The 25411-nt window shown below is 36.6% G+C and carries 23 protein-coding genes; 15 read left to right on the plus strand and 8 right to left on the minus strand.

Annotation, left to right across the window (positions count from 1 at the left end; genetic code table 11):
- The first annotated feature begins 107 nt into the window (after window positions 1-107).
- Both ATE49_RS09525 and ATE49_RS09530 read left to right on the plus strand, forming a co-directional pair.
- Window positions 108-2957 carry a M16 family metallopeptidase gene (locus ATE49_RS09525; RefSeq protein WP_065081973.1) on the plus strand — a complete coding sequence of 950 codons (2850 nt, stop codon included), beginning with the start codon at window positions 108-110 and terminating at the stop codon, window positions 2955-2957.
- Between the two features lie 115 nt (window positions 2958-3072).
- Window positions 3073-4275, plus strand: a complete 1203-nt coding sequence (locus tag ATE49_RS09530) for an acyltransferase family protein (RefSeq protein ID WP_065081974.1) — start codon at window positions 3073-3075, stop codon at window positions 4273-4275.
- Window positions 4276-4279: 4 nt separating this feature from the next.
- On the opposite strand, the gene ATE49_RS09535 is transcribed toward ATE49_RS09530, so the two are convergent.
- Window positions 4280-5206: an AraC family transcriptional regulator gene (locus ATE49_RS09535; RefSeq protein ID WP_065081975.1), complete on the minus strand. Its 927-nt coding sequence runs from the start codon at window positions 5204-5206 to the stop codon at window positions 4280-4282.
- Window positions 5207-5391: 185 nt separating this feature from the next.
- Here ATE49_RS09535 and ATE49_RS09540 point away from each other — a divergent pair, with 185 nt between their 5' ends.
- The 3 genes from ATE49_RS09540 to ATE49_RS09550 all read left to right on the plus strand — a co-directional run bounded on the left by ATE49_RS09540 (window position 5392) and on the right by ATE49_RS09550 (window position 8583).
- Window positions 5392-6924: an aldehyde dehydrogenase family protein gene (locus ATE49_RS09540; protein ID WP_065081976.1), complete on the plus strand. Its 1533-nt coding sequence runs from the start codon at window positions 5392-5394 to the stop codon at window positions 6922-6924.
- Between the two features lie 202 nt (window positions 6925-7126).
- Window positions 7127-8164 carry an alcohol dehydrogenase AdhP gene (gene adhP, locus ATE49_RS09545; protein WP_065081977.1) on the plus strand — a complete coding sequence of 346 codons (1038 nt, stop codon included), beginning with the start codon at window positions 7127-7129 and terminating at the stop codon, window positions 8162-8164.
- A gap of 41 nt (window positions 8165-8205) precedes the next feature.
- Complete coding sequence (locus ATE49_RS09550) at window positions 8206-8583, plus strand: DUF779 domain-containing protein (protein WP_045183880.1); 378 nt, start codon at window positions 8206-8208, stop codon at window positions 8581-8583.
- A 44-nt stretch (window positions 8584-8627) separates the two neighbouring features.
- Here the strand turns inward: ATE49_RS09550 and ATE49_RS09555 are convergent, their stop codons facing one another.
- Window positions 8628-10172 carry a M28 family peptidase gene (locus tag ATE49_RS09555; RefSeq protein WP_179124361.1) on the minus strand — a complete coding sequence of 515 codons (1545 nt, stop codon included), beginning with the start codon at window positions 10170-10172 and terminating at the stop codon, window positions 8628-8630.
- Between the two features lie 157 nt (window positions 10173-10329).
- On the opposite strand from ATE49_RS09555, the gene ATE49_RS09560 reads away from it, so the two are divergent.
- The gene (locus ATE49_RS09560) at window positions 10330-10863 is read left to right on the plus strand and encodes a GNAT family N-acetyltransferase (protein WP_065081978.1); all 534 of its coding nucleotides are present in this window, start codon (window positions 10330-10332) and stop codon (window positions 10861-10863) included.
- Here ATE49_RS09560 and ATE49_RS09565 read toward each other — a convergent pair.
- Window positions 10841-12085 carry a dicarboxylate/amino acid:cation symporter gene (locus ATE49_RS09565; protein ID WP_045183884.1) on the minus strand — a complete coding sequence of 415 codons (1245 nt, stop codon included), beginning with the start codon at window positions 12083-12085 and terminating at the stop codon, window positions 10841-10843. The two genes, ATE49_RS09560 and ATE49_RS09565, sit on opposite strands and share 23 nt — an antisense overlap.
- Before the next feature lie 107 nt (window positions 12086-12192).
- Here ATE49_RS09565 and ATE49_RS09570 point away from each other — a divergent pair, with 107 nt between their 5' ends.
- From ATE49_RS09570 to ATE49_RS09580, 3 genes are all read left to right on the plus strand, one after another.
- The gene (locus ATE49_RS09570) at window positions 12193-13113 is read left to right on the plus strand and encodes a DnaJ C-terminal domain-containing protein (RefSeq protein ID WP_065081979.1); all 921 of its coding nucleotides are present in this window, start codon (window positions 12193-12195) and stop codon (window positions 13111-13113) included.
- 3 nt (window positions 13114-13116) lie between these two features.
- On the plus strand, window positions 13117-13425 hold the full coding sequence (locus ATE49_RS09575) for a chaperone modulator CbpM (protein WP_065081980.1): 309 nt from the start codon (window positions 13117-13119) through the stop codon (window positions 13423-13425).
- A gap of 201 nt (window positions 13426-13626) precedes the next feature.
- Window positions 13627-14604: a YpdA family putative bacillithiol disulfide reductase gene (locus tag ATE49_RS09580; RefSeq protein WP_065081981.1), complete on the plus strand. Its 978-nt coding sequence runs from the start codon at window positions 13627-13629 to the stop codon at window positions 14602-14604.
- An 82-nt stretch (window positions 14605-14686) separates the two neighbouring features.
- Here ATE49_RS09580 and ATE49_RS09585 read toward each other — a convergent pair whose 3' ends face one another.
- From ATE49_RS09585 to ATE49_RS09595, 3 genes are all read right to left on the minus strand, one after another.
- Complete coding sequence (locus ATE49_RS09585) at window positions 14687-15817, minus strand: FAD-dependent monooxygenase (RefSeq protein ID WP_065081982.1); 1131 nt, start codon at window positions 15815-15817, stop codon at window positions 14687-14689.
- Between the two features lie 61 nt (window positions 15818-15878).
- Window positions 15879-16454 carry a Crp/Fnr family transcriptional regulator gene (locus tag ATE49_RS09590; RefSeq protein WP_059155279.1) on the minus strand — a complete coding sequence of 192 codons (576 nt, stop codon included), beginning with the start codon at window positions 16452-16454 and terminating at the stop codon, window positions 15879-15881.
- A 143-nt stretch (window positions 16455-16597) separates the two neighbouring features.
- Complete coding sequence (locus ATE49_RS09595) at window positions 16598-18268, minus strand: glutamine--tRNA ligase/YqeY domain fusion protein (RefSeq protein WP_065081983.1); 1671 nt, start codon at window positions 18266-18268, stop codon at window positions 16598-16600.
- 309 nt (window positions 18269-18577) lie between these two features.
- Between ATE49_RS09595 and ATE49_RS09600 the strand changes: the two genes are divergently transcribed.
- From ATE49_RS09600 to ATE49_RS20345, 5 genes are all read left to right on the plus strand, one after another.
- Entirely contained in the window at window positions 18578-20719 is a 2142-nt protein-coding gene (locus ATE49_RS09600) for an outer membrane beta-barrel family protein (protein ID WP_065081984.1), read from the plus strand.
- Window positions 20720-20803: 84 nt separating this feature from the next.
- On the plus strand, window positions 20804-20962 hold the full coding sequence (locus tag ATE49_RS20195; RefSeq protein ID WP_155604362.1) for a hypothetical protein: 159 nt from the start codon (window positions 20804-20806) through the stop codon (window positions 20960-20962).
- A gap of 10 nt (window positions 20963-20972) precedes the next feature.
- Window positions 20973-21137, plus strand: a complete 165-nt coding sequence (locus ATE49_RS20200; RefSeq protein WP_155604361.1) for a hypothetical protein — start codon at window positions 20973-20975, stop codon at window positions 21135-21137.
- 324 nt (window positions 21138-21461) lie between these two features.
- Window positions 21462-21686: a hypothetical protein gene (locus ATE49_RS09605; protein ID WP_155604397.1), complete on the plus strand. Its 225-nt coding sequence runs from the start codon at window positions 21462-21464 to the stop codon at window positions 21684-21686.
- 26 nt (window positions 21687-21712) lie between these two features.
- On the plus strand, window positions 21713-21862 hold the full coding sequence (locus ATE49_RS20345; RefSeq protein ID WP_166460597.1) for a hypothetical protein: 150 nt from the start codon (window positions 21713-21715) through the stop codon (window positions 21860-21862).
- A gap of 48 nt (window positions 21863-21910) precedes the next feature.
- Here ATE49_RS20345 and ATE49_RS09610 read toward each other — a convergent pair whose 3' ends face one another.
- Together ATE49_RS09610 and fbp are read right to left on the minus strand one after the other, a co-directional pair.
- On the minus strand, window positions 21911-22915 hold the full coding sequence (locus ATE49_RS09610; RefSeq protein WP_065081985.1) for an o-succinylbenzoate synthase: 1005 nt from the start codon (window positions 22913-22915) through the stop codon (window positions 21911-21913).
- An 81-nt stretch (window positions 22916-22996) separates the two neighbouring features.
- Window positions 22997-24019, minus strand: a complete 1023-nt coding sequence (gene fbp / locus ATE49_RS09615; RefSeq protein ID WP_059155284.1) for a class 1 fructose-bisphosphatase — start codon at window positions 24017-24019, stop codon at window positions 22997-22999.
- Window positions 24020-24170: 151 nt separating this feature from the next.
- On the opposite strand from fbp, the gene ATE49_RS09620 reads away from it, so the two are divergent.
- Entirely contained in the window at window positions 24171-25409 is a 1239-nt protein-coding gene (locus ATE49_RS09620) for an aspartate kinase (protein WP_059155285.1), read from the plus strand.
- Window positions 25410-25411: the final 2 nt, after the last annotated feature.

The following is a 25411-nucleotide window of genomic DNA, read 5'->3' on the forward strand; positions in this document are numbered from 1 at the left end:
TTTAATTTTATTACAATTAACTTTATTTTAACTATATTGTTTTGAAGTAAATTTTATGTAATTGAAAAATATTAATACTTTTAGTTTTCAAATTAAAAAGTATTTACATGAAAAAAAATTTACTATCATTTGCTGTCATTTTTTTAGCGGGAGCAAATATTTTTGCACAAAACATTCCGGTTGATCCTTCTGTAAGGACAGGAACGCTTCCGAACGGTATGAAGTATTATATTAAAAAGAATACAATGCCTGAGAAGAAAGTGGATTTCCGATTGGCAATTAATGCAGGTTCTATTCTTGAAGATGAAAATCAAAGAGGACTTGCTCACTTTATGGAACACATGAACTTCAACGGTACCAAAAATTTCCCAGATAACAAGCTGGTAGATTTCTTACAATCTATTGGAGTGAAATTTGGACAGCATCTTAATGCCTATACAAGTTTTGACGAAACAGTATACATGTTGCCTGTGCCGTTAGATAAACCCGGAAATCTGGATTCAGGTTTAAAAGTAATGGAAGACTGGGCATTTAATGCAACTCTTTCGGATGAACAGATCAATAAAGAAAGAGGAGTTGTATTAGAAGAGCTAAGACTAGGATTAGGAGCAGATAAGAGAATGATGGACAGGTATCTTCCTAAAATGCTTTACAAGTCCCAATACGCAGAAAGGCTGCCCATTGGTAAAAAAGAAGTTTTGGAAAACTTTAAGCCAGATGTAATCAGGAAGTTTCATAAAGACTGGTACAGACCAGATCTTATGGCTATAGTTGTAGTAGGGGATATTAACGTAGACGAAGTTGAACAAAAGATTAAAACAAACTTTGGTAAATATCCGAATCCTAAAAATGTAAGAGAAAGAAAATCTTTTGACCTTCCTAATCATGCAGAAACATTAGTAGCTATTGAAACAGATCCGGATGCTACAAGCTCCATGGTAAGATTTATCATAAAAGATAAAGAAACCTATAAGCCCGATGTTACTATAGAGCAGTATGACCAAAGTCTGGTTGAAAATATATCAGCTGCCATGCTGAATAACAGGTTGAGAGAGCTTGTAAACTCAACCAATCCTCCATTTACCTATGGTTCTGTTTACCACGGCGGAACATATGCAAGGAGTAAAGAAGCTTTTCAGGGGTTTGCAATGACAAAAGAAGGTGGTCAGGTTAGTGCGTTGAAAGTTCTTCTGGAAGAAGTAGAAAGAGCAAAAAGATTTGGTTTTACCCAATCGGAATTGGATAGGGCTAAAGCACAAACTCTATCCAACCTTGAAAGATCCTATAACAACCGTGATAAAACAGAAAGCGGAATGCTGGTTGATGAATATGTAAGAAATTTTCTGGAACATGAACCAATACCGGGAATTGTATGGGAATATGAATATACCAAGAAAAGCCTGCCTGCTGTAACACTTGCTCAGACAAATGAAGTTATCAAAAAACTTGTAAAGGATGACAGTCGTGTTATTGTGATTACCGGACCTAAAAAAGATAACGTTACAATGCCTACAGAAGCAATGGTGTTGAAAACTTTTGATGATGTAAAAGTTGCAGACCTTAAACCTTATGAAGAGAAGGCAACGATTAAAAACCTGGTAAAGCCATTTAAATCCGAAGGAAAAATAGCGAAAACTGACACTGATGCTAAGCTGGGGACGACTACATGGACACTGAGTAACGGTGCCAAGGTTACCTTTAAGAAGACAGATTTTAAAGATGACGAAATTGTATTTACAGCCAGAAGTTTAGGTGGAAGCTCTCTTATTCCGGACTCAGACTATAACAAAACCCAGTTTGCTTTTTCTGCATTGTCAGAGGCAGGAGTGAATGGGCTGAACAAAACAGAACTAACTAATTATCTGGCAGGCAAACAGGTGAGTGTAAACCCTTTTATTAGCAATTATACTGAAGGGATTTCAGGAAGAACAACCCAAAAGGATCTGGGCACCACAATGGAACTTATTTATGCTTATTTTACAGGACTAAACTATAATCCGGCAGCATTCAATGCATATAAAGAAAAGCAGTCTGCTATGCTGAATAACCTGCTGTCCAATCCCCAATTCTATTTTTCCAGCGAACATGCTAAGTTTATGAACCAGAAGAATCCAAGATTTATTGGTATAATTCCAATGGAAAAAGACTGGGCAAATACGGACTATAAGAAGGCTTATGATATTTATAAAGACAAGTTTTCGAATGCCGGTAATTTCCAATTCTATTTCGTAGGTAATATAGATGAAGCTAAATTCAAAAATGAAGTTTTACAATATATTGCAAGTCTTCCTTCTGCCGGAAAACCAACAACATATAAAGATTCCGGTTACAGACAGATTACTGGAGATTATAATAAAGTGTACAAAAAAGGAAAAGATCCTAAAAGTTTAGTAACAATCTCTTATAGTGGTGAGGCTCCATATAGCGAAAAAGATGCACTGGCATTATCTGCGCTGGGAGAAGTAGCAACGATAAAAGTAATTGAAAAATTAAGAGAGGATGAAAGTGGTATTTATGGTGGTGGTGCCAGAGGTGGGATGAGCAAAGTTCCATACGGGTCCTTTAACTTCAGTATAAGTTTCCCTTGTGGACCGGAAAATGCAGAGAAACTGACTAAAAGTGCTTTGACCGAACTTCAGAAACTTATAGATAACGGACCGGAGCAAAAAGATCTGGATAAGTATAAAGAAGGAGAGTATAACGATGATAAGACCAATATGAAAGACAATATGTACTGGATGAATGCTCTTACTAAAAACCAATATGATGGTAGTGATAAATATGAGATTCTGAACTATCAGGAGAAGGTAAAAGCACTGACTACAAAAGACCTGCAGGCTGTAGCTAAAAAATATCTTACAAAAGATAAAATTGTAGCAATGCTAATGCCGGAAGACGGATGGCAGGAAAATGTAAAAAAGAAAGATGAAAAACCGGCAACGGTTAAACAGAACTAATCAATGTAAGAAAAACCGCAGTTTATCTGCGGTTTTTTATTTGCCTATTCTGTAAAGTATTTAGCTATATTTGTTAGAATATAGAAATATTATAGTTAAATTTTATTACTTCTGAATGAAATCAGCCCGTTATTACTCCTTAGATGTATTTCGTGGTGCCACGGTAGCACTAATGATTTTAGTAAACAATCCCGGAACCTGGTCTGCTATATATCCACCTTTAGAACATGCTAAATGGAATGGCTGTACCCCTACGGATCTGGTTTTTCCGTTTTTTCTTTTTGCAGTAGGAAACGCTATGACTTTTGTGATACCTAAATTTCAACAACAGAATAGCTCCGTTTTTTGGAAAAAGGTGATTAAAAGAACATTATTAATCTTTGGTATAGGCCTGTTTCTTAATTGGTGTCCGTTTTTTAAATGGGATCATGATAATTTAAATTTCATAAGCTGGGAAAGCTCTGGTGAAAGCGGAGTCCGCATTATGGGAGTACTGCAAAGGATTGCCATTGCCTACTTTTTTGCATCGGTTATTGCTTATTATTTCAAAGAGAAAATGGTTTTGTGGATTAGCGGTGCATTATTGGTTGTTTACTGGTTGCTAACCCTGTTTCTTGGTGGAGCAGATCCATACAGTATAGAAGGTTTTATTGGTGTGCCAATAGACCACAGCATATTGGGAATTGCTCATGAATATAAAGGAGAAGGAGTTCCTTTTGATCCTGAAGGTCTGTTTAGCACTATTCCTGCAATTTCACAGGTTTTATTTGGTTATCTGATAGGTAATTATATTCAGAAAAAAGGCAATATTCAATGGTTTGGTAAATCCCTGAAAGAAAACAGTATCTACTCTATGTTGTCGGGGCTTTTTATTCTGGGGATTATAGCATTATTTATTTCTTATGTATGGCAATTAGACTTTCCATACAATAAGAAGATATGGAGTAGTTCCTATACTTTGCTGACTACAGGATTGGCAATAATGGTTCTGGGAGTGTTAATCTGGTTTATTGAAATTCTTGAAATAAGAAATAGATTAATGAAATTCTTTGATGTATTTGGGAAGAACCCTTTATTTATATATGTTATCAGTGGAGTAGTACCTAGATTATTCAGTCTCATCAGGCTTGAAAATGGAATGGATGATAAAGGAAAAATAAAATATTTCTCGCCATTGGGGTGGTTTCATAAGCATGTATGTGAGCCGATATCCTATTCACCAGAGTTTGGGTCTTTTCTATATGCACTTATTTTTCTTGGATTCTGTTGGCTATTGGCCTACTGTCTGGATAAAAAGAAGATCTATATTAAAGTGTAAAATATTAGTAAGCTCCTAATATCACAGAATCCTGAAATATTTTAGGAGTGATTCCTTCATGCTGTCGGAAAATTCGGGTAAAGTAATTAGTGTCCGAAAAACCAGTCTGGAAAGCAACCTCTTTTATGCTTTCGTGTCTCGCCAAAAGCTCTTTTGCTTTTTTTATACGCTCAGCCAGAATAAATCTGTTAGGTGAAATTCCCAACTCTTCTTTAAACATTTTGAAGAAGTTAGATTTGCTTACATAGGCCACATTTGCAATCTGATCTATTGTAAGTTTTTGGTGCAGATTCTTTTTTATAAATTCAATAGCAAATCCTATATGAGACTTGCTTTTCATAAGGCACTTTTCAACAAGGTTTCGGCCTTGCGTCTGCATTAACCGGATTAATAATTCTTTCAGTGCGAAATCAGCCATAACATCCTTCTGAGGATTGTCATCCATAGCTATACGGATAATATTATTGGTTGTAAGTGCCAAAGCGGGAGTATTAAAGAGATAGAATTCATCCATAGAAATATTCCAGTTAGAAGCTTCATCCACTTTTGGCGTCCGGAAGTTAAGCTCATTCAGAGAGTTTTCTACAAAGTCAGGATTAAAGCTTAGGGTAATACACTGCGATGGCGTCTCATCAGCTTCCGGAAAATCAATAATCATCGTTTCGCCAGGGGCTACCAAAACGCTTTCCCCCGGAAGATATTCAAAATAATCTGTTTTCCCGTCCAGTTTCATTCGTTTTTTTCCCTGAAGCATTCCGGTAAAAGTAAGATTTTCAAAATTCAACTTCACATCAGAAGCACTTCTATGGGTTTCATAAATACTAAACTCACAGTTTTGCATACCAAATGTTGTCTTATTTTCTATAAAATTAGAAAGCTGATCTTCTTGTAAGAGTGTAAGCGTATTTACTAAAGACTTTGCATTTTTCATGACTTCTTTTTTAACTGTGACTTATAAAAGTATTAAATAAAAATCAAACAGATCCATAAAGTACTGTTAATGAAATGATAAAATTATCCGGTGAAGATTATTTTGCTATAAAAATGGAATATTATGCTATGTGTTTGGTCTTAGAGTAGATAACTTCGGTTGAAGGAGATTTTAAAAAAATAATTATGAGTACTACAGAAGCTGTGCTTGCAGAAGATAAAGCACTAAAAAGACCTGAGTTCAAGGCAAAATATGATAATTATATCGGTGGTAAATTTACAGCCCCGGTATTAGGTGGTTATTTCGATGTGGTTTCACCAATAGATGGAAAAGTTTTTACTAAAGTAGCGCACTCTACTAAAGAAGATACTGCGCTGGCAGTTGATACAGCTTATGAAGCTTTTAAATCGTGGAAAAATACATCTGCTACAGAGCGCAGTATTATGCTGAACAAAATTGCAGATCGTATAGAACAAAATCTGGATTATATTGCCGCTGTGGAAACAGTAGATAATGGAAAAGCTGTTCGAGAAACACTGGCTGCAGATATTCCGTTGGCAATTGATCATTTCAGATATTTTGCAAGTGTTATAAGAGCGGAGGAAGGTTCGCATAACGAATTGGATAAAGATACCGTTTCATTAATAGTGAATGAACCTTTAGGAGTTATTGCTCAGATTATTCCGTGGAATTTTCCGATTCTTATGGCAGTGTGGAAATTGGCACCGGCATTGGCTGCAGGGAATTGTGTAGTTCTGAAACCTGCAGAAAGTACACCTGTATCTATTATGGTTTTAATGGAGCTAATCGGAGATCTTATTCCTGCCGGAGTGGTTAATATTGTCAATGGTTTCGGTGCAGAACTGGGCCGTGTACTGGTTACCAATCCTAAAGTATCTAAAGCCGCATTTACAGGATCTACAGCAACAGGCCGTATGGTAATGCAGTATGCTACGGAAAACATTATTCCTGTAACACTGGAATTAGGAGGTAAATCGCCAAATATATTCTTTAATTCAGTAATGGATGCGGATGATGAGTTCCTAGATAAAGCTATTGAAGGAGCTGTTCTATTTGCTCTTAATCAGGGTGAAATCTGTACCTGTCCGTCCAGATTACTGGTTCAGGAGGATATCTATGATGCATTTATTGAAAGAGTAATAGACCGTGTGAACAAAATTAAAGTGGGAAATCCGTTGGATCCGACTGTAATGATGGGAGCACAGGCTTCTCAGATTCAGAAAGATAAGATATTGTCTTATATCAACCTTGGAAAAGAAGAGGGAGCAGAAGTATTAACAGGCGGAGATGTGAATAATGTGGGTGAAGGTCTGGAAGATGGATTCTATATCCAGCCAACACTATTCAGAGGAAATAATAAGATGAGAATTTTCCAGGAAGAGATCTTTGGACCGGTACTGGCGGTTACAACTTTTAAAGATGAAGAAGAGGCTATTGCTATTGCAAACGATACCATCTATGGACTAGGAGCAGGTGTATGGACACGGGATGCTCATCAGTTATACCGTATTCCGAGAGCTGTTGAAGCTGGTAGGGTATGGGTGAATCAGTATCATTCTTATCCGGCAGGAGCACCGTTTGGAGGATATAAACAATCCGGAATCGGAAGAGAAAATCATAAAATGATGCTAGATCATTATCGCCAGACCAAAAATATGCTGATCTCTTATAATAAAAACAAATTAGGCTTTTTTTAAATAGTGTGTTTGAGCAACTAAACCCGGAAGATATAAATATTCTGAAAGGTTTAGTTGTTTATTATCCGTTAGTATAATCCGAGTATGATGTAAGAATTTCGGTGCTTTAAAAACAGTATTATACAAATGAATATTTTGTGTTCTTGTATTGATTATGAATTTTTGAATTTTATATAGAATTCAAACTAAAATAAAAGTAAATATGATTCCAAAAACAATGAAAGCAGCGGTTGTCCAGGGTTATGGAGAACCATTAAAGATTCAGGAAGTACCGGTAAGAGAACCCGGCCGTTATGAAGTATTGGTAAAAGTAATGGCGTGCGGAGTCTGTCATACCGATCTACATGCTGTGGACGGAGACTGGCCTGCTAAACCCAAAATGCCATTGATTCCGGGACATGAAGGTGTTGGTATCGTCGTTGCTTGTGGTCCGGATGCTATGGTAAAAGAAGGTGATGCTGTTGGAGTTCCTTGGTTATATAGCGCTTGTGGATGTTGTGATTATTGTATAACAGGCTGGGAAACGCTTTGTGAAGCCCAACAGAATGGAGGATATAGTGTAGATGGTGGATTTGCTGAATATGTAATTGCTGATTCCCGATATGTAGGACATCTGAAATCTAATGTCAATTTTCTAGAGATTGCACCAATTTTGTGTGCTGGTGTTACCGTATATAAAGGATTAAAAGAAACAGAAACCAAACCTGGTGAATGGGTTGCTATTTCCGGAATTGGCGGATTGGGTCATGTTGCCGTACAATATGCAAAGGCAATGGGAATGCATGTCGCAGCTATAGATGTTGCAGATGATAAACTGGAACTTGCAAAAAAGTTAGGTGCAGATCTTACGATAAATGCAAAAACAACCGATCCGGGTACCTACTTGCATAAAGAAGTGGGGGGAATGCATGGTGCTTTGATAACAGCTGTTTCCCCGATTGCCTTTAAACAAGGAATCGATGTGCTTAGAAGAAAAGGAACTATTGCGCTGAATGGGCTTCCTCCGGGATCATTTGAATTGCCAATTTTTGAAACGGTACTAAAGAGGATTACAGTAAGAGGCTCTATTGTAGGGACAAGAAAAGATTTGCAGGAGGCATTGGACTTTGCGAATGAAGGTTTAGTAAAAGCTACAGTAACCTCAGCAAAATTGGAAGATATTAATGATGTTTTTGACAAAATGAAAAAAGGCCAGATCGACGGAAGAATAGTTCTGGATATTGCAGGAAGTCAAAATTAACAGATAAGTATTTAGATTTTTTAATGAGGTAAAAATAGGTTATGATTTCCAGACTGGATATAACAGATAAAGCATTGTCTGTAGTAAATGAGTTAGAAGAAAAATATGGCCCGTTAATGTTTTATCAGGCTGGCGGGTGCTGTGAAGGAACTCAGCCTCAGTGTTTTGAAAAAGGAGGTTTTTTTCCACGGATGAATGATGTTCTGCTTGGTCATATTAAAGAATATGAATTCTGGGTAGACAGAGATTTATTTGAATATTGGCAGTATTCACATTTTACGCTGGATGTTCTGGATGGCTTTGGCCCGGGAGGATTTTCTCTGGAAACACCATTGGGGAAAACTTTTAAAATACATTACAGGTTATTTACTCCTGAAGAACTTGAAAATCTGGAGCCTGTAAAAAGAAATGATGCTTAGATATAAAAAAAAGTGAACCACTTGGTTCACTTTTTTTTATAGTATTAGTTAGTTCCTTTGCGTTTAGGTTCCTTTACCTCAGGCCAGGTTTGTCCTGCAGGCATAGTACGTTTCTGTCTGCTTACCAGTTCGGGTTCTTCCGAAGCCATATAAGCCATAACTGCAGCTGCAATTACATTGTTCTTTACCTCATCAAACATAATTTTGTCGTAAGTATCTCTGTTGGTATGCCATGTATAGCCAAAATAACCCCAGTTAAGAGAACTTAATGAAATCCCCGGTACACCAGCTGCTACAAAAGAAGCATGGTCGGATCCACCGCCACCAGGCATTCCCGGAAACGAAGTTTCAATATGTTTACCCACATTTTTAGGAAGAGCTGTCATCCAACGGGTAAGGTAATCATATGAATCTACAAAACCTTGTCCCTGAATATTAACAACACGGCCTGTTCCGTTATCCTGATTAAATGCTACCTGTGTATTTTTGATAATTTCAGGATTATCTACTACAAATGCTCTTGAACCGTTTAGTCCCTGTTCTTCACTTCCCCAATGCCCTATAATAATAGTTCTTTTGTTGTTAGGGTAGTATTTTTTTAGGATTCTTGCAGCCTCCATCATGGTAATAGTACCTGTTCCGTTGTCTGTAGCTCCCTGTGCTCCGTCCCACGAATCGAAGTGAGCAGAAAGGATTACATATTCGTTTGGTTTTTCTTTTCCTTCAATTCTTGCAATGGTATTGAAAGACTTGGCTGTTCCAAGATTTTTAGATTGTGCATTTACTTTGATTGTCGGTTTTTTACCATTCAAAGCAAGACGATAAAGCATTCCGTAATCTTCAACAGCAATATCTATCATCGGAATGTTTTTGGTTTTAGCTCCAAAAATTCTGTTAGCTCCCATAATACCAGTCCAGTTAGAAATAGCAATACCAGCTGCACCTGCTTTTTCTAATGCTTCGGGAAGAGTATTGTTATCGTAGCCTGTATTTTTAATTAAAGCCCTGAAATCTTCAGCATCTTTATCTCTTTGTGCTTTAAACTTTTCGTACAATTCCGGAGTAGCAAATTCTTTTAGTTGATAGTCAGGGCGGCCAGATCTTTGGTATTGTGCCATCAATACAAATTTGCCCTTAATTCCTTTTAACCATTCCGTGAATTCGGAGGGATTATTCACTTTAGGAAGTATGACCACCTCAGCATCTATTGCTTTTTTGGTGGCAGGAGACCATGCCAACTGCATCGATTCCAGGCTTTTTACACGCGGCGAAGTCATTTCTACCTGTGTAATTCCTCTTTGCCAAGAAGCCCATTCACCAAACTGTTGGTTTTGTGCATCGATTCCCCAGCCTTTATATTTTTCTACAGCCCAGTCGTTAGCTTGCTTCATTGCAGGCGAGCCAACCAAACGTGGACCAATAACATCTAATAATTCAAAAGCCAAATTTTCTAACTGAGAATTATTATTAGCTTCATTTACAATGTTTTGAACTACAGGATTTAACTTTTCCTGTGAGGTTTGCTGGGCCGACCAGAATTGCGCCGAAATAACTAACGCAGAAAGCGTAATTTTTTTGTACATATTCATACTCTTTTCATTTATATATTTCGGAGTCTAAATTAACGAATAATAAAAGTTTTACCAAGTTTATGATGTTTTGTTTTAAAATTATTTTTGATATGGTTAATAAATTATAGTTATTTTTGTTTAAACTTTATAAAATAGATAAAAATAGTAGTGGTTTATGTTTCCAATATTAGTTACCAACAGGTTATTGCTTAATCAGCTTGAAGACACAGATGCAAAAAGCGTTTTATTTCTTCGGTCTAATGAAGAAGTAATACGCTATATCAAAAGAGAGCCCGATCAGAATATTCAGCAGGCTTATGATTTTATCCGGTTGATCAGAGATCGATATGAAAATAAAAGCGCAATAAACTGGGCTATCCGTAAAAAAGAAAACCCTGAGTTAATCGGAGGAATATGTCTGTGGAAAATATCCGCAGATCGTAAGACGGCTGAGGTTGGCTATGATTTAAAGCCCCATTACCATGGTAAAGGAATTATGTCAGAAGCCCTGGTTGCAGTAATTGAATATGGTTTTTCAATACTTGGTCTGGATAACATCGAAGCTTTTACAAGCCGGTACAATGAGGCTTCCAAAAGCTTATTGTTAAAACATAATTTTATACTGAATCCTGAACGTACTGACGAGGATAATCTGGATAATCTTATTTTTGAGCTTCAAAGAAATACTACTCTTCAACAGGCGGATTAAATTTTTCTCCGACTAGCCGGGTAACAACCATTGCTGCTACAGTATCTCCGGTTGAGTTAAGTATTGTAGCCAATGGATCTACAAGTGTACCAATAATAATAACTGCCGGAATAGCTTCTTGCGGAAGGTTATAAGCGGATATCATCAGCATTTCTCCAATGTAGCCTCCGTTGGGAATGCCTCCGGCAACAACACTTACAAAGACTGTGATTCCTAAGGCTATAATAAGGTTATTGAAATCGAAAAAATCCCATCCCAACAAGAGAAAAGCAACATATATTTTTACAATAGAAGAAATAGATGATCCGTTTTTATGAATGGTTGTTCCGATAGGAATAACAACATTGGCAACCGAATCGGGGATTCCAATTTTTCTGGCAGCATCCAGATTGGCTGGCATAGTTGCCAGACTGCTGCAGGTACTGATGGCTGTAAATGAAGGCACAATATTATTCTTCCAGAAAAGCTTAATGCCTTTGGTTCCGTTAGCTACGAAAGCATACAAACTGAAAAATACAAAGAAGTAAACAATTCCAGCTCCATAATAAACACCCAAGGGTTTTGCATAGAATCCAAAAAGCTGAGGTCCTAATGTACCGACTTGGTATGCGATATAAGCGCCGAGTCCTATAGGTGCAGCTTTCATAATTAATATTAGTAATTCCTTCATTACTTCGTTTCCGCCTGCCATAAACTTGCGGAAAGTATCTGTTTTTTCCGGAGCCGACTTACGGATAGCAATACCCAAAAGGAAAGAAAATATCAACATAGCCAGCATGTTCTGCCGGGAAAGCAACATGTAAAATTCTCCAACAGTAAAGAAACGTACAATCCGGTCACTCCAGGTTTCGGTACTGGTAATGTTTTCTGCAATTGTTACGGCTGCATCGGTTGAAGGTCTCGCAGTAGGAAAAAGATATACAGCTCCGATACTAAAAATAGCAGCAATAATGACAAAACACAGAAAGGTAAACATCATGGCGAAAAGTATCTTACCCAGTTTCCCTTTTTGCTCAATAGCCGATACCGAAGTTACAATGGCAAAGAATACCAAAGGAATAACGGTAACGAAAAGCAGGTTAAGAAAAATATCTCCGACAGGCTTAAGATAGTTTACAACATTTGGAAAAAAAATACCGATTATGCTGCCAACAGTAATACCTATCAGAAGGAGAATAATATTGGAATAACTCTGCCAGAAAGAGTGTTGAGTTGTTGTCATCCGAAAAAATATAAAAGTAAAAATACAAATTAATAGGATTGTTTTTTAACAAATAATTGGCCATACTTTTCTTTCATATTCATTAAATTTGAGAAAACATATGTTCTATGGCATTTATTGATTATTATAAAACTCTGGGAGTCAATAAAAATGCGACCCAGGATGACATAAAAAAAGCTTATCGGAAACTTGCCCGAAAAATGCATCCGGATCTTAATCCGGATGATAAAGAGGCACATCATAAATTTCAGGAACTGAATGAAGCTAATGAAGTGCTGAGTGATCCTGAGAAACGTGCAAAGTATGACAAGTATGGTGAGCACTGGAAAAATGGTGAGGAATATGAGAAGTATGAACAAGCCAGACAACAACAGCAAAACTCACAACGGGCTTATTCATCGGGAGGCTTTTCAGGTTCTGATTTTGGTGAGGGAGAAGATTTCTCGGATTTCTTCCAGTCAATGTTTGGAGGTGGCGGCGGTGGATTTAGCTCATCTTCCAGAGGGAGAAGCTCAGGTAAATTCAAAGGTCAGGATCTGCATGCAGAATTACAGCTTTCTTTACATGAAGCAGCCGAAACACACCAGCGTACACTGGATGTAAATAATAAGAAAGTAAGAATTACAATTCCGGCAGGAGTCTATGACGGTCAACAGATAAAACTGAAAGGCTATGGAATGGAAGGACATAATGGAGGGCCAAACGGAGATCTGTATATTACGTTTATTATTCCTGAAGACAGTCATCTTAAACGATCTGGTGATGATCTGAAAACAACTGTAAATATTGATATGTATACTGCTTTACTGGGGGGAGATGTTGAGGTGAAGACCTTAAATGGAAGCGTAAAACTGAAAGTAAAACCGGAAACGGCTAGTGCTTCAACGGTAAGGTTGAAAGGAAAGGGATTCCCAGTGTATAAAAAGGAAGGACAGTCCGGAGATTTGTATGTTACTTTTAATGTACAGTTGCCAAAGAATCTTACAGACAGACAAAAAGAATTACTAAAAGAAATGCAAAAATCCTAAGTTATGGAAGAGAGAATTTCACGCGAAGAACTGATTAAGCTTTACAATATAGAAATGTCATTTTTAGAGTCTTTGGAAGATTCAGGTTTACTACATATCCAGATAGAAAATGAGGTTAAATATGTTTCATACAGCGATCTTCCTGATTTGGAGCGCTTTACCAACTGGCACTATGATTTGGATGTTAATCTGCCGGGGATAGAGATTATCAGCAATCTGCTTCAGAAAATAGAAATGATGCAGCAGGAAAGAAAGAAAATGATTGAACAGTTCCATTTCAGAGGAATTGTATGGGAGGATATTGAATTGTAAATATACCTTCTGAAATATTTTTTTAGAGTTTTACATTAAGTGATATTTCGTGAAACCCTTGTCAAGGTTAATTCAGCACTCATCATTAACCTTGACAAGGATTGTAAACTAAATCTAAATTCATATTATATTAATGTGTTAACAGATAAAATTAATAAGAATCACTGCAGGGTAGACCGGGCTTTACCTTAATTTTGCTTTATGAATATTTATGACCTTGTAATTATTGGTGGTGGGCCTATAGGATTGGCATGTGCACTGGAAGCAGAGAAAAAGAAACTTTCCTATGTTATTCTGGAAAAAGGCACAATAGCCAACAGTCTTTATCACTATCCATTGTATATGCGTTTCTTTTCGTCGGCAGACAGACTGGAAATAGACGGAGTTCCGTTTATTACCACGGCTCCAAAACCTGGAAGACAGGAAGCTCTGGAATACTATCAGGGAATTACAAGACAAAGAAATATCAATATCCGTCTTTACGAAAAAGTAACGGATGTAGTGAAGGAAGGTACATTATTTAAAGTCACTTCTTCTAAATATGAATATATAGCAAGTAACGTTATTCTGGCAACCGGCTTTTATGATATACCTAACCGAATCCATGTGAAAGGAGAGGAACTGTCTAAAGTGAAACACTATTACTCTGAACCTTATCCCTATGCAAAACAGAAAGTTGTCGTAGTAGGAGCGAGTAATTCTTCTGTTGATGCTGCATTAGAAATTTATCGAAAGGGAGGAGATGTTACCATGATTGTCAGAGGTCCGGAAATCGGAAAGAGAGTAAAATATTGGGTACGTCCCGATATTGAAAACCGAATTGCTGAAGGCAGCATCAAAGCTTATTTTAATGCTGAGCTAACCGAAATTAAAGAGGGAAGTATAATCTTCAGAGATGGTAATGGGAACATTAATGAAATAGAAAATGATTTTGTACTGGCTTTAACTGGTTATTTGCCGGATTTTGAATTCCTTGGTAAGGCGGGTGTTTTATTAGAAGGAGAAAGTCTGGTTCCGCATCATAATGATCACACAATGGAAACCAATGTGCCAGGACTTTATCTGGCGGGCGTGGTCTGTGGTGGGAAAAATACCCATTTGTGGTTTATAGAAAATTCCAGAATTCACGCCCAAATAATAATGAATGCTATTGTTGCTAAGAAATTGGGTGTTGCCTGAAAAATAAAAACTTAATTCTTCTGTGGAGAAGAGATAAAATAAAAGACTGACCGGAAAACCCGATCAGTCTTTTTTCGTTATTTTAATTAACCAGATCTAAGGTAAATAAACGTTCGAAATTTTTAGCCTGTGTGGATTTAGGTGTTTTGCGCAGCATAAGATTTCTTATTCGCATCAGGAGTTTGTTTTCTAATTGCGAGATCTTTCCGATTTTCCAGCTGGTATTTACAACATGATGGGCTTTTTCTCTTCTTATAGAAGGGTAGTTTTCAAAAGCCTGCTCCAGATTGTACCTTTCCATTAATCTGAATAAAACATAAGCATCCTCTATTGCCTGGCAGGCACCTTGTCCCATATTCGGCGTAGTAGCATGGGCTGCATCACCCAGTAATATAACCTGGTCTTTCTGCCATTCTGTAATGGGTTTCAGATCCTGTAAATTTGCGGTAAACCAGTTATCTTTTGGCGTATTTATAATCATTTCTCTTACAAATTCCGGCGCATCCTGAAGGTAAACCCTTAAGTCATTCTGCTTTTGATATAGATTCTGATTAACCAGAAAATACCAATAGACATTAGCCTCTGAAATTTCGACAAAGCCAAATCTTTTTCCTTGTCCCCATCCCTCTATTAGCTCATTCTTATATATCGGTGGTAAATTAAAATGGGTAACACCGCGAAAACAAATCTGATGCGCAGCTCTAAGTTGTGTATCGGGAAAAAATATTTTTCTGACTTTCGAATTAATGCCATCGGCTCCGATTATAAAAGTATGATTTGCTTTATTTCCGTTTTCAAAGCTTAGCTCATAGTGTTTATTCTCAATTTTTACAGCGTTCGAAAGTTTGCTGTTTAAAACTATATTTTCTTTGCCTACTTCGTCTGTCAGGATGTGATGTAATTCAGCACGGTGTACGGCAATACTTTTGTGACCAAATTTTTGTTCAAAAGGCAGTAATAGCGTTTCAGTGATTGGAGATAATTTAAAATCGGTTACATTAATACTGTCTACTTTCTTTCCGGCAGCCAATATCTTATTTTCTATCTGTAACTGATGGTATACCTGCATGGCATTAATGCCCAGAATAATCCCTGTTCCAACAGGTTTTAATTCTTCAGCAGCTTCATAAACTTTAAACGGTATATTTCTTCTTTTTAGAGCCAAAGCGGTTGTTAATCCACCAATCCCTGCTCCTATAATAGCGATATCCATAATGCTTTTGTATTAAATTAATACAGCAAATTTCGCTGCTATAGATAGCAAAAACGTTCACTTATGTTAACAAAATGCGGCTTTTTATCCGGGACAAAGATTGTGTTGTCACACCAAGATAGCTGGCTATATATTTTTGAGGTATTTTTTCAATAACTTTAGGTCTGTTGGTAAGTAAATTCAGGTAGCGTTGTTCGTACGTGTAGAATAAAAGCTCCTCAATTCTGCGTTTAGCTTCCAGAAAGCATATATCTGCAACTTGCTTATAGAAACCAATCCAAAAAGGATCTCTTTCCATAAGAAAATGCAAATGCTGTTTTTCTATCAAAACAACTTCTGTTCTCGTTGTTGTCTGTAATTGCCAGTTTGATTTCGTGCCGCTAAGAAAACACTCATAGTCACCAAAAAAATCACTGTCAACTTGTAACAGGAAGCTGATATCTTCTCCTTCCTGATTAATGGTAAAGGTCCTCAGTGCTCCTTTAATAATAAACCCCAGCTGATGAGAGAGTTCACCGTTCTGCATTAAGAAACTTCCTTTTTTGTATTTAACAATCGAAGAATCCTGCATTAATTCCTGCAGACGCTCGGTAGATAAATTGAGTTTTGTTGCCAGTACCTGCAATTTTTCGTTCATATAGTTTCCCTGTTAATTGACTAAAAGAAAGGATTAATCAGTATTTATTGACGAAGATAAGACAGAAAAACAGATAATTCTTTTTCTAATGTAAAAAAGGCTACCCCACGGGTAGCCTTTTTTATTATTCTTTATTCTGGTTCTTATGGTTTGTAAGAATCTTTTAAAGTTACTGTTCTGTTGAAAACAAGTTTTTCATCTGAAGAATCACGATCTTTAGTGAAATAACCAATTCTCTGGAATTGTAAAGGTTCTCCGATTTCTACATCTTTCAGGCTTGGTTCAGCAAAACCATGAGCTGTATTTAATGACTCAGGGTTAATGTATTGTAAGAAATCTGCATCCTTTTCTGCATCCGGCTGTTCCACAGTAAACAAGCGTTCATATAAACGAGCTTCTACAGGAATAGCATGAGGTGCAGATACCCAGTGTAGCGTACCTTTTACTTTTCTAAGGCTTTCTTCAGTACCACTGCCAGATTTACTCTTATCATCGTAAGTTGCATAGATTGTAGTGATTTCGCCATTATCATCCTTCTCTACACGCTCCGCTTTAATAATGTAAGCAGACTTTAGACGAACCTCTCCACCTAGTTTCAGACGGAAGAATTTATTATTAGCTTCTTCTTTAAAATCTTCTCTTTCAATATATATTTCTCTGGAGAAAGGAATTTGTCTGGTTCCTGCATTTTCATCCTCCGGATTATTTTCAGTCTCCACCCATTCTTCCTGTCCTTCCGGATAGTTTTCAATGATCAGTTTTACGGGATCTACAACAGCCATTACTCTTTTAGCCTTTTTGTTCAGATCTTCACGTACGAAGAATTCCAGTAACTGAATATCGATAAGGTTTTCGCGCTTTGCAACACCAATACGCTCGATAAAGTTACGGATAGCTTCCGCAGTATAACCTTTTCTTCTCAATCCGGAAACAGTAGGCATTCTTGGGTCATCCCATCCAGTGACTACATTTTCTGCGATAAGCTTCTGTAGTTTTCTTTTAGAGGTAATCATATAAGTAACGTTCATTCTGGCAAATTCTCTTTGCTTTGGTGCTACTTTATTTTCATCTCTTACCTGTTCAAGATACCAGTTGTATAATGGTCTGTGATTTTCGAATTCCAATGAACAAAGTGAGTGTGATACCTGCTCCAGATAATCGGATTCACCATGTGCCCAGTCGTACATCGGATAAATTTTCCATGTAGTTCCTGTTCTATGGTGTGGTTTATTCAGAATACGATACATAACAGGGTCACGCATGTTCATATTTGGCGAAATCATATCGATTTTAGCACGAAGTGACATTGATCCGCTTTCGAATTCTCCGTTTTTCATTTTTTCAAATAAATCCAGAGACTCTTCTACAGGTCTGTTTCTATATGGTGATTCCACTCCTGGTTCAGCAGGATTTTTACGTTGTTCAGTGATTACCTCAGAAGGCTGCTCGTCTACATAAGCTTTTCCTTCTTTAATCATTTGTACAGCCCAGTCATATAACTGTTGGAAATAGTCGGACGCATAAAGTTCCTTGTCCCACTTAAAGCCAAGCCACTCTACATCCTTCTTAATAGAATCTACAAATTCCTGCTCTTCCTTTTCAGGGTTCGTGTCATCAAAACGCAGGTTAACCGGAGCATTATATTTTTCACCCAAACCAAAGTTGATACAAATAGCCTTTGTGTGGCCAATGTGTAAATAACCATTCGGTTCTGGCGGGAAACGGAAACGGATTTTATCTTTTTCAAGACCGTTTGCCAGATCTTCCTCTATAATTTGCTCAATAAAATTGAGAGATTTTTTTTCTTCTTCCATTGAGATATATTCTAAGAGTGCAAATTTAACCATTTTAATCGGTTCTTCCGAATCTTTATAAAGTGTCCGATTCTGAACAAAGCGTGTCTGATACCGAACACTTATTTTCTGTGTCTTATTTTATAACAAGCTGTTAATTAGCGGTTTATGTATTGTTTGTTTTTTGGTACTCCTTAGGATAGTGTATAAGCAAGAAAATAGAGCTGAAAAATTTTTATCACTAATATTTTAGTTTTAAAAGGATTTTTAGAATATATTTGTATTACTAAATTTTTAGTTATAAAAAGTTACAAGTAAAACTAATTCAATATGAAAAATAGATCAGGCATTTGGGCAGTTGTGATTCTGAGCACATTATGTTCAATAGTACACGCACAGAATACATCGGGCAAAAATTCCGAGAAAGAAATACAAACCGTAAATCTTAACGGTAAAAAGAAGCTTGTAGAAAGGAAGATAGACCGTATGGTATTTAATGTGGAAAACTCAATTGCATCACAAGGAATGGATGGAGTAGAAGCGCTAAGAAATACACCGCTTGTAAAAGTAGATGAAACCAGCGGTATATCTATTGTTGGTAAAAGTAACGTATCAGTAATGATTAATGACAGAATTGTACAGATGTCCGGTTCTGAACTATTGAATTATTTGAAGTCGGTAAGATCCGAGAATATTGCCAAAATAGAAGTAATAACAACACCTCCGGCTAAATATGATGCCCAGGGAAATAGTGGTATCATTAATATCGTTCTGAAGAAAAATTCCAATCTGGGCTGGAGTGGAAATCTGACTACGGCATATATAAGAAAGTCACGGGATGGGTTTGTAAATAACATTGGCTTGAATTATCAGTCCGGTAAGATCAGCAGCTCACTAAAGCTAAGGCATTATGATACCAAAAAGAATTCTACAGAGCAGAATGAGATTATTGCAAATAAAGGACTGAAAAGCCTTGACAGAAGAGTAGACATGCCTAATGGTCTTGGATTGAATTATAGTCTGGATTATAAAATATCAGAAAAGTCTAATGCCGGTGTTGTATACGACTTTGGTTCCGGACATATGAACATGGATATTAATAATAGCTCAGAATATTTTACCGGAAATAAGCAGGATTCGCTTCTGACGACTTATGCTGAACATCGCCAGAAAATTCCTACCCATACCCTGAATGTTTATTACGATCTGAAACTGGATACTCTTGGAAAAAAAATGTCGATAGGGGGAAATTATTTTTCTAATATTCCTGTGAATAATATTGGTTTCAGAACTATTAATCATAATATCAACAAAACAGAAGATTACAGAAGCTATAGTAAAATCAATTATAGTATATGGTCCGGACAGCTTGACTTTACTTTACCTTATAAATTTGCCAATATAGAAACAGGGGCTAAAATGGCTTATTTTCAGAATACTTCAGATTTGGAGTATTTCAGAATAGCGAATGGTAACTCTTTTTTGATGCCCGATGGAAAGAATCTTTTTGAATACAAAGAACAAAATTATGCCAGTTATTTTAGTATTGATAAGAAAATAGATGAACAGTGGTCTGTAAAAGCAGGTATACGTTACGAGTATTCTGTAATAGATGGTTTTAATCCTGTTTCAGGGGGAAGGAACAAGTATAATTATGGCAGATTTTTTCCTACAGCATATGTGGCTTATAAAGCTGATGATGAAAATACTTTTACAGCTAATTATTCAAGAAGGATCAACAGACCTTTCTTCAGAGCTATCAATCCTTACAGATGGTATATTAATCCATATTCTTTTGCGAAGGGAAATCCTTATCTGAGACCTTCTTATAATGATAATATAGAATTGGGATATTCTTACAAAAATAAATTTACGGCTACATTATATTATCAACAGATTAAAGACTCTTATTCACAGTTAGTAACTTTTAATGATGGGATTAAGATTATTGATTATGCTAATATGTTTGATCAGACAAACTATGGAATGAATCTGGGGTATAATGATATTTTATTTAAATTCTGGGAACTAAGCGCAAGTGCTAATCTGTATTATTCCAAAAGTAACGGAATTATTCCGGAAGTGGTAGGACAAAAAGCATTCAATATGTATTACAATATCAATAATACCTTTACCCTGAACACGCAAAAGACTATCGCTTTGTTTGCCAATTTTACCCAACAACTTCCGGGAAGTTCCGGAAATTTCAGATCGGATGGTTATTCTTTTCTGAGCCTGGGAGCCAAGCTGTTTTTAATGGATAAAAAGTTGCAGATCAATGCTTCGGTGGACGATGTTTTCAAAAAAGCCTTCAGCAAAGGCGAATCGATTTTTACAGATTCTGTTATGAAGTATAGAAACTATTATGATTACAGAGGGCTTAATCTTAGTGTGAGTTATACGTTTGGAAATAATAAAGTAAAAGGAGCCAGCCGCAGTGTGAAATTCGATGATAAAAGCAGGGCTAATTAAAAATATAAGTTAAATAAAAGTTAAAAATCTCCAGTATGTGATTTAAAAATGTAATTTAACTAACACTAAATAAATCAAAATATTATGAAAAAATTACTTAAGAAAGACTTGAAAAAAGTCAATGGTGGCGGCCCGCCTTTAGGAGGAATGGCATGTGTTTATTACGATCCGTATCTGAATAAGACAGTGGAAGGTATAACAGACAGCAATGGTGTTTGTCAATGCGTAGTATGTGAATATTAAATAATTTGTCATGAAAAAACTTCAAAGATCACATTTAAAAACAGTAAAAGGTGGCGGGAATGTTTGTGATGAATTTCCAAAAAAATATCAGCACGTTTCATGTAGCGAATATTTTAATATTCCACCTAAGTATTCACATTGTGTACTTGTTGATGTAGAATGCTTTCCTGAATAATCAACCCAAATCTTAATTATTATGAAAAAATTAAATCGTAGCTTACTCAAGCATGTAAGTGGCGGCGGCCGTGTTGCATATGCGTTCTGTCTAATTGATCAACCTTGTCCACGTCCTCCAGGCTTAAGAAATGTAGGTTATTGTGAAGGTGATTATTGTTATTATAATACTCCAGATGGTCCTGGTAATCCAGGTGGCGGATGCAATGAGCCTACAAGATTCTGTACAGATGGAGAGGTGGGTTGTGGATGTGTTTATGTATAAATCTTATAATCTAAATCATTATGAAAAAACTAAATCGTAGTTTATTAAAATATATTAGCGGTGGGCAACGTATTAGTTATGCAATTTGTCTGGAAGGCTATTGTCCGCCACCTCCTGTACCAGGTAAAAAGAGCTATTGTGTTGGACGAAATTGTTATTACGAGTTGCTACCAGGGAACGGAAATGGCGGTGGTGGTGGAACTTGTAATGAACCTACAAGGATCTGTGCAGAAGGAGAAACAGGTTGCGGATGTGTCTACTCCTAACCTATTTTCCAATTTTTAAATGAAAACCAAATAAAAAATATCATTATGAAAAAGTTAGAAAGAAGCTCATTAAAAGCATTAAAAGGAGGTAATCCAAGACCTTCACCAGACGGAAACTGCCCTCCGGGATGGGGATACTGTAGTAACGGGATGTGCTATAGTGCTTCACAATACTGGATGTGCAAAGATAATTAGTATTATCTTTGAAAACAGATAGTTATTAAATCAATTTTTAGAATAAGATCAGTCTGCAAACCACAGCTGGTCGCCTTCTAGTATCAGGCTGGATGGTGTATTATTCGTATATAAAGCTCCGGTGCCCAAACCTTGAGGCATCGGATTTTTTTTTGTGTAGGTATACTGTGCAATAGCATTAAGCCCGATATTGCTTTCCAGAGCCGAGGTAATCCACCAGCCAATATTTTGCTTTTCGGCTAAAGCTATCCACTCATCGGAACCAGATATTCCACCAACCAATGAAGGTTTCAGAATAATATACTGCGGCTTTATGGCTTTCAAAAGTTTTTGTTTTTCTTCCAATTCAGTAATTCCGATAAGTTCTTCATCCAATGCTATCGGGGTAGGAGCGCTGGCACACAGTAAAGCCATTTCTTCAGGATTTCCGGCTTTTATAGGCTGCTCAATAGAATGTATACCCAAGGCAGCTAATTCTTTCAGTACAATTTTGGCTTTTTCAATAGAAAATGCGCCGTTGGCATCTACACGAAGTTCAAGCTGATTTTTAGGGAATGTTTTGCGGAGTTCTTCCAGTACTTTTTTTTCTTCATCCCAGCTAACACCAATCTTTAGTTTTATACAATGGAATTTTTCCTGGAGTTTTAAAGCAATCTGCTCTTTCATAAAATCTACATTCCCCATCCATATTAATCCATTGATGGTAATGCTCTTTTTCCCTTTTGTAAATTCTCCCGGAAAATAAATATGACCACCATATTTCAGATTCAGTATCGCTTGTTCGTAACCGAACCATATAGAAGGGTAGTGCAATAATTGTTGCTGCAGAAAATTGTATTCAGCATTAATATTATCACAAAGCCATTTTAGCTTTTCCTCATAATCCGGAACATCATCATAACTTAAACCCCGAAAAATTCCGCATTCCCCTGTTCCTTTCTTTTCTCCGTCAGAGATATGTAAAAAGTAAGTTTCTTTTTCGGTTAATACACCTCTGGAAGTCCCGCCGGGGCGTTTGAAAATAAGATTGTAACGCTGATATTCTGCCTGCATGATGATAGATTAATGAAAACCTCAGCTTTACTCAGTTGATTCTGATAAAGCTGAGGTTATATGTTTAAAGAAATTAATGTCTTATATATTTACTTCAATAGCATTTTTCATAAACTCTTCCGCCTTTGTTACCATAGCTGCACTACCGCAGAAGAATGGTACACGCTGATGAAGCTCAGTCGGTTCTATTTCCATAATTCTTTTGAATCCATCAGAAGCTTTTCCTCCAGCTTGTTCTGCTAAAAATGCCATTGGATTACATTCATAAAGCAAACGTAGTTTTCCCTGTGGAGATTGTGATGTTGAAGGGTAGATGTAAATGCCGCCTTTCAGCATGTTTCTGTGGAAATCGGCTACAAGCGAACCTATATAACGGGAAGTATAAGGACGGTCGTCTTCTTCTTTCTGACAATATTTAAGATAATCTTTCACACCTTGAGGGAACTTGACATAATTTCCTTCATTGATGGAATATATTTTTCCTTTTGTTGGGAACTTAATATTAGGATGAGACAGATAATAAGTTCCTAATGAAGGATCCAATGTAAATCCGTTAACTCCGTTTCCGGTTGTATAAACAATCATAGTGGAAGATCCGTAGATAACATAACCTGCTGCAATTTGATTAACTCCTTTTTGCAAGAAATCTTTTGGCTGAACAGGCGTTCCCGGTTCGGTTACTCTTCTGTATATAGAGAAAATAGTTCCGACAGAAACATTTACATCTATATTGGAAGAACCATCTAAAGGATCAATAAGTACCACATATTTGCTCATATGTGCATTTTCGCTGGCTTTGATTTCTATGAAATCATCGTTTTCTTCGGATGCAATACCACAAACGACTTCACGTTGTGACAAAGAGTTGATAAAAATATCATTTGCCAGTACATCTAGTTTTTGCTGATCTTCGCCTTGTACATTTGTATTCCCGGCATGTCCTATAATATTGGCAATTCCGGCTTTATTTACTTCACGGTTTACCATTTTAGAGGCCAGTCTTATGGCACTTAACAGACGGGACAATTCACCTGTAGAGTATCTGAAATCCTCCTGTTTTTCAATAATAAACTCTCCAAGTGTACGAAATGATTGTTCAGACATTATATATTGGGTTTAGATTTTTCCAAATTTCGGAAAAATATAGCACATATACATTTTTTTTATTTTTGATTGATTTTTAATACTTTTGACAAATTTTACAGCAAAAAATAAACAGAAAAATATTCAATAATTTATTAATACCTGAGAGTCAATGAAAGTTTTCAAATTTGGAGGTGCTTCGGTTAAGGATGCCGAGGGTGTAATGAATGTTGCCAGAGTTTTGAAAAACCAAGGTTTTGAGCAATGTATGCTTATCGTTTCGGCAATGGGGAAAACAACAAATGCATTAGAAGTTGTTGTGGAAAACTATTTTGCAAAGGAAGATTATAAAGCAGAAACTGCAAAGATAAAACAGAACCATATTGACATCGCCAAGGGACTTTTTAAAGAAGATCATAAAATTTATGAAGAAATTGAAGAATTTTTCTACGATATAGAATCTTTCCTCAGAAGAAATAAATCGCCTAACTATAGCTTTGTTTATGATCAGGTAGTAAGCTGTGGTGAGATGATCTCTTCTAAAATATTATCAGAGTATCTGGTACAGGAAAAACTGGCCAATACATGGTTAGATGCAAGGGATTATATCAAAACTGATGCAAGCTACAGAGAGGGTAATGTAGACTGGAAGCTTACAGAAGAAAATTTTAAGAAATTAAATTCCAATGAATCTTTTGTTACACAGGGTTTCATTGGTTCCGATGATAATAATTTTACAGTAACACTAGGTCGTGAAGGTTCCGACTATTCAGCGGCTATTTTTGCTTATTGTCTGAATGCTGAACAAATGACGATCTGGAAAGATGTACCTGGTGTAATGACAGGGGATCCACGTAAGTTTGAAGATGTGGAGCTGCTGGATAATATTTCATATGAGGAGGCTATAGAAATGGCTTATTACGGAGCTTCGGTTATTCACCCGAAAACTCTGCAGCCACTAAAACAAAAATCTATTCCTTTCTTCGTAAAATCATTCGTAGAAGATGATAAACCCGGAACAAAGGTTTCCGGAGATGAAAACTATCCGAGAAAGGAAAGTTACATTCTGAAAGAAAACCAGACTCTAATGACTATTGCGACACGTGACTTCTCCTTTATAGCGGAAGATCACATGAGTTATATTTTTGCAGAGCTGGCTAAATTCAAAATTAAAGTATCTTTAATTCAGAATACTGCAATCTCTCTGGCTTTATGTCTGGAAGATAAATTTAAAAATAGTGAGAAACTGAATGTAACATTAAACGAAAAATTCGACACATCATTAATAACAGATGTTGCGCTCTTTACAATAAGAAATGCAAACATGAATGATGCTGAGAAATTTTACAAAGACAAAAATGTATTAATGGAGCAGCTTGCTGCTAATACATTGCAAATGGTAACGAAATAAAA

The organism is Elizabethkingia miricola (assembly GCF_001675285.1).
Lineage (GTDB): Bacteria > Bacteroidota > Bacteroidia > Flavobacteriales > Weeksellaceae > Elizabethkingia > Elizabethkingia miricola.

What these genes read in the sequence shown, in the direction of transcription:
- ATE49_RS09560 (WP_065081978.1), top strand. Translation starts at nt 10,330, where the DNA reads ATGTTTCCAATATTAGTTACCAACAGGTTATTGCTTAATCAGCTTGAA.
- ATE49_RS09585 (WP_065081982.1), bottom strand. Translation starts at nt 15,817, where the DNA reads ATGGATATCGCTATTATAGGAGCAGGGATTGGTGGATTAACAACCGCT.
- ATE49_RS09580 (WP_065081981.1), top strand. Translation starts at nt 13,627, where the DNA reads ATGAATATTTATGACCTTGTAATTATTGGTGGTGGGCCTATAGGATTG.
- ATE49_RS09600 (WP_065081984.1), top strand. Translation starts at nt 18,578, where the DNA reads ATGAAAAATAGATCAGGCATTTGGGCAGTTGTGATTCTGAGCACATTA.
- ATE49_RS09570 (WP_065081979.1), top strand. Translation starts at nt 12,193, where the DNA reads ATGGCATTTATTGATTATTATAAAACTCTGGGAGTCAATAAAAATGCG.
- ATE49_RS09530 (WP_065081974.1), top strand. Translation starts at nt 3,073, where the DNA reads ATGAAATCAGCCCGTTATTACTCCTTAGATGTATTTCGTGGTGCCACG.
- ATE49_RS09525 (WP_065081973.1), top strand. Translation starts at nt 108, where the DNA reads ATGAAAAAAAATTTACTATCATTTGCTGTCATTTTTTTAGCGGGAGCA.
- ATE49_RS09610 (WP_065081985.1), bottom strand. Translation starts at nt 22,915, where the DNA reads ATGCAGGCAGAATATCAGCGTTACAATCTTATTTTCAAACGCCCCGGC.
- ATE49_RS09550 (WP_045183880.1), top strand. Translation starts at nt 8,206, where the DNA reads ATGATTTCCAGACTGGATATAACAGATAAAGCATTGTCTGTAGTAAAT.
- fbp (WP_059155284.1), bottom strand. Translation starts at nt 24,019, where the DNA reads ATGTCTGAACAATCATTTCGTACACTTGGAGAGTTTATTATTGAAAAA.
- ATE49_RS09620 (WP_059155285.1), top strand. Translation starts at nt 24,171, where the DNA reads ATGAAAGTTTTCAAATTTGGAGGTGCTTCGGTTAAGGATGCCGAGGGT.
- ATE49_RS20195 (WP_155604362.1), top strand. Translation starts at nt 20,804, where the DNA reads ATGAAAAAATTACTTAAGAAAGACTTGAAAAAAGTCAATGGTGGCGGC.
- ATE49_RS09595 (WP_065081983.1), bottom strand. Translation starts at nt 18,268, where the DNA reads ATGGAAGAAGAAAAAAAATCTCTCAATTTTATTGAGCAAATTATAGAG.
- ATE49_RS20345 (WP_166460597.1), top strand. Translation starts at nt 21,713, where the DNA reads ATGAAAAAGTTAGAAAGAAGCTCATTAAAAGCATTAAAAGGAGGTAAT.
- ATE49_RS09535 (WP_065081975.1), bottom strand. Translation starts at nt 5,206, where the DNA reads ATGAAAAATGCAAAGTCTTTAGTAAATACGCTTACACTCTTACAAGAA.
- ATE49_RS09590 (WP_059155279.1), bottom strand. Translation starts at nt 16,454, where the DNA reads ATGAACGAAAAATTGCAGGTACTGGCAACAAAACTCAATTTATCTACC.
- ATE49_RS09555 (WP_179124361.1), bottom strand. Translation starts at nt 10,172, where the DNA reads ATGAATATGTACAAAAAAATTACGCTTTCTGCGTTAGTTATTTCGGCG.
- ATE49_RS09540 (WP_065081976.1), top strand. Translation starts at nt 5,392, where the DNA reads ATGAGTACTACAGAAGCTGTGCTTGCAGAAGATAAAGCACTAAAAAGA.
- adhP (WP_065081977.1), top strand. Translation starts at nt 7,127, where the DNA reads ATGATTCCAAAAACAATGAAAGCAGCGGTTGTCCAGGGTTATGGAGAA.
- ATE49_RS09575 (WP_065081980.1), top strand. Translation starts at nt 13,117, where the DNA reads ATGGAAGAGAGAATTTCACGCGAAGAACTGATTAAGCTTTACAATATA.
- ATE49_RS20200 (WP_155604361.1), top strand. Translation starts at nt 20,973, where the DNA reads ATGAAAAAACTTCAAAGATCACATTTAAAAACAGTAAAAGGTGGCGGG.
- ATE49_RS09565 (WP_045183884.1), bottom strand. Translation starts at nt 12,085, where the DNA reads ATGACAACAACTCAACACTCTTTCTGGCAGAGTTATTCCAATATTATT.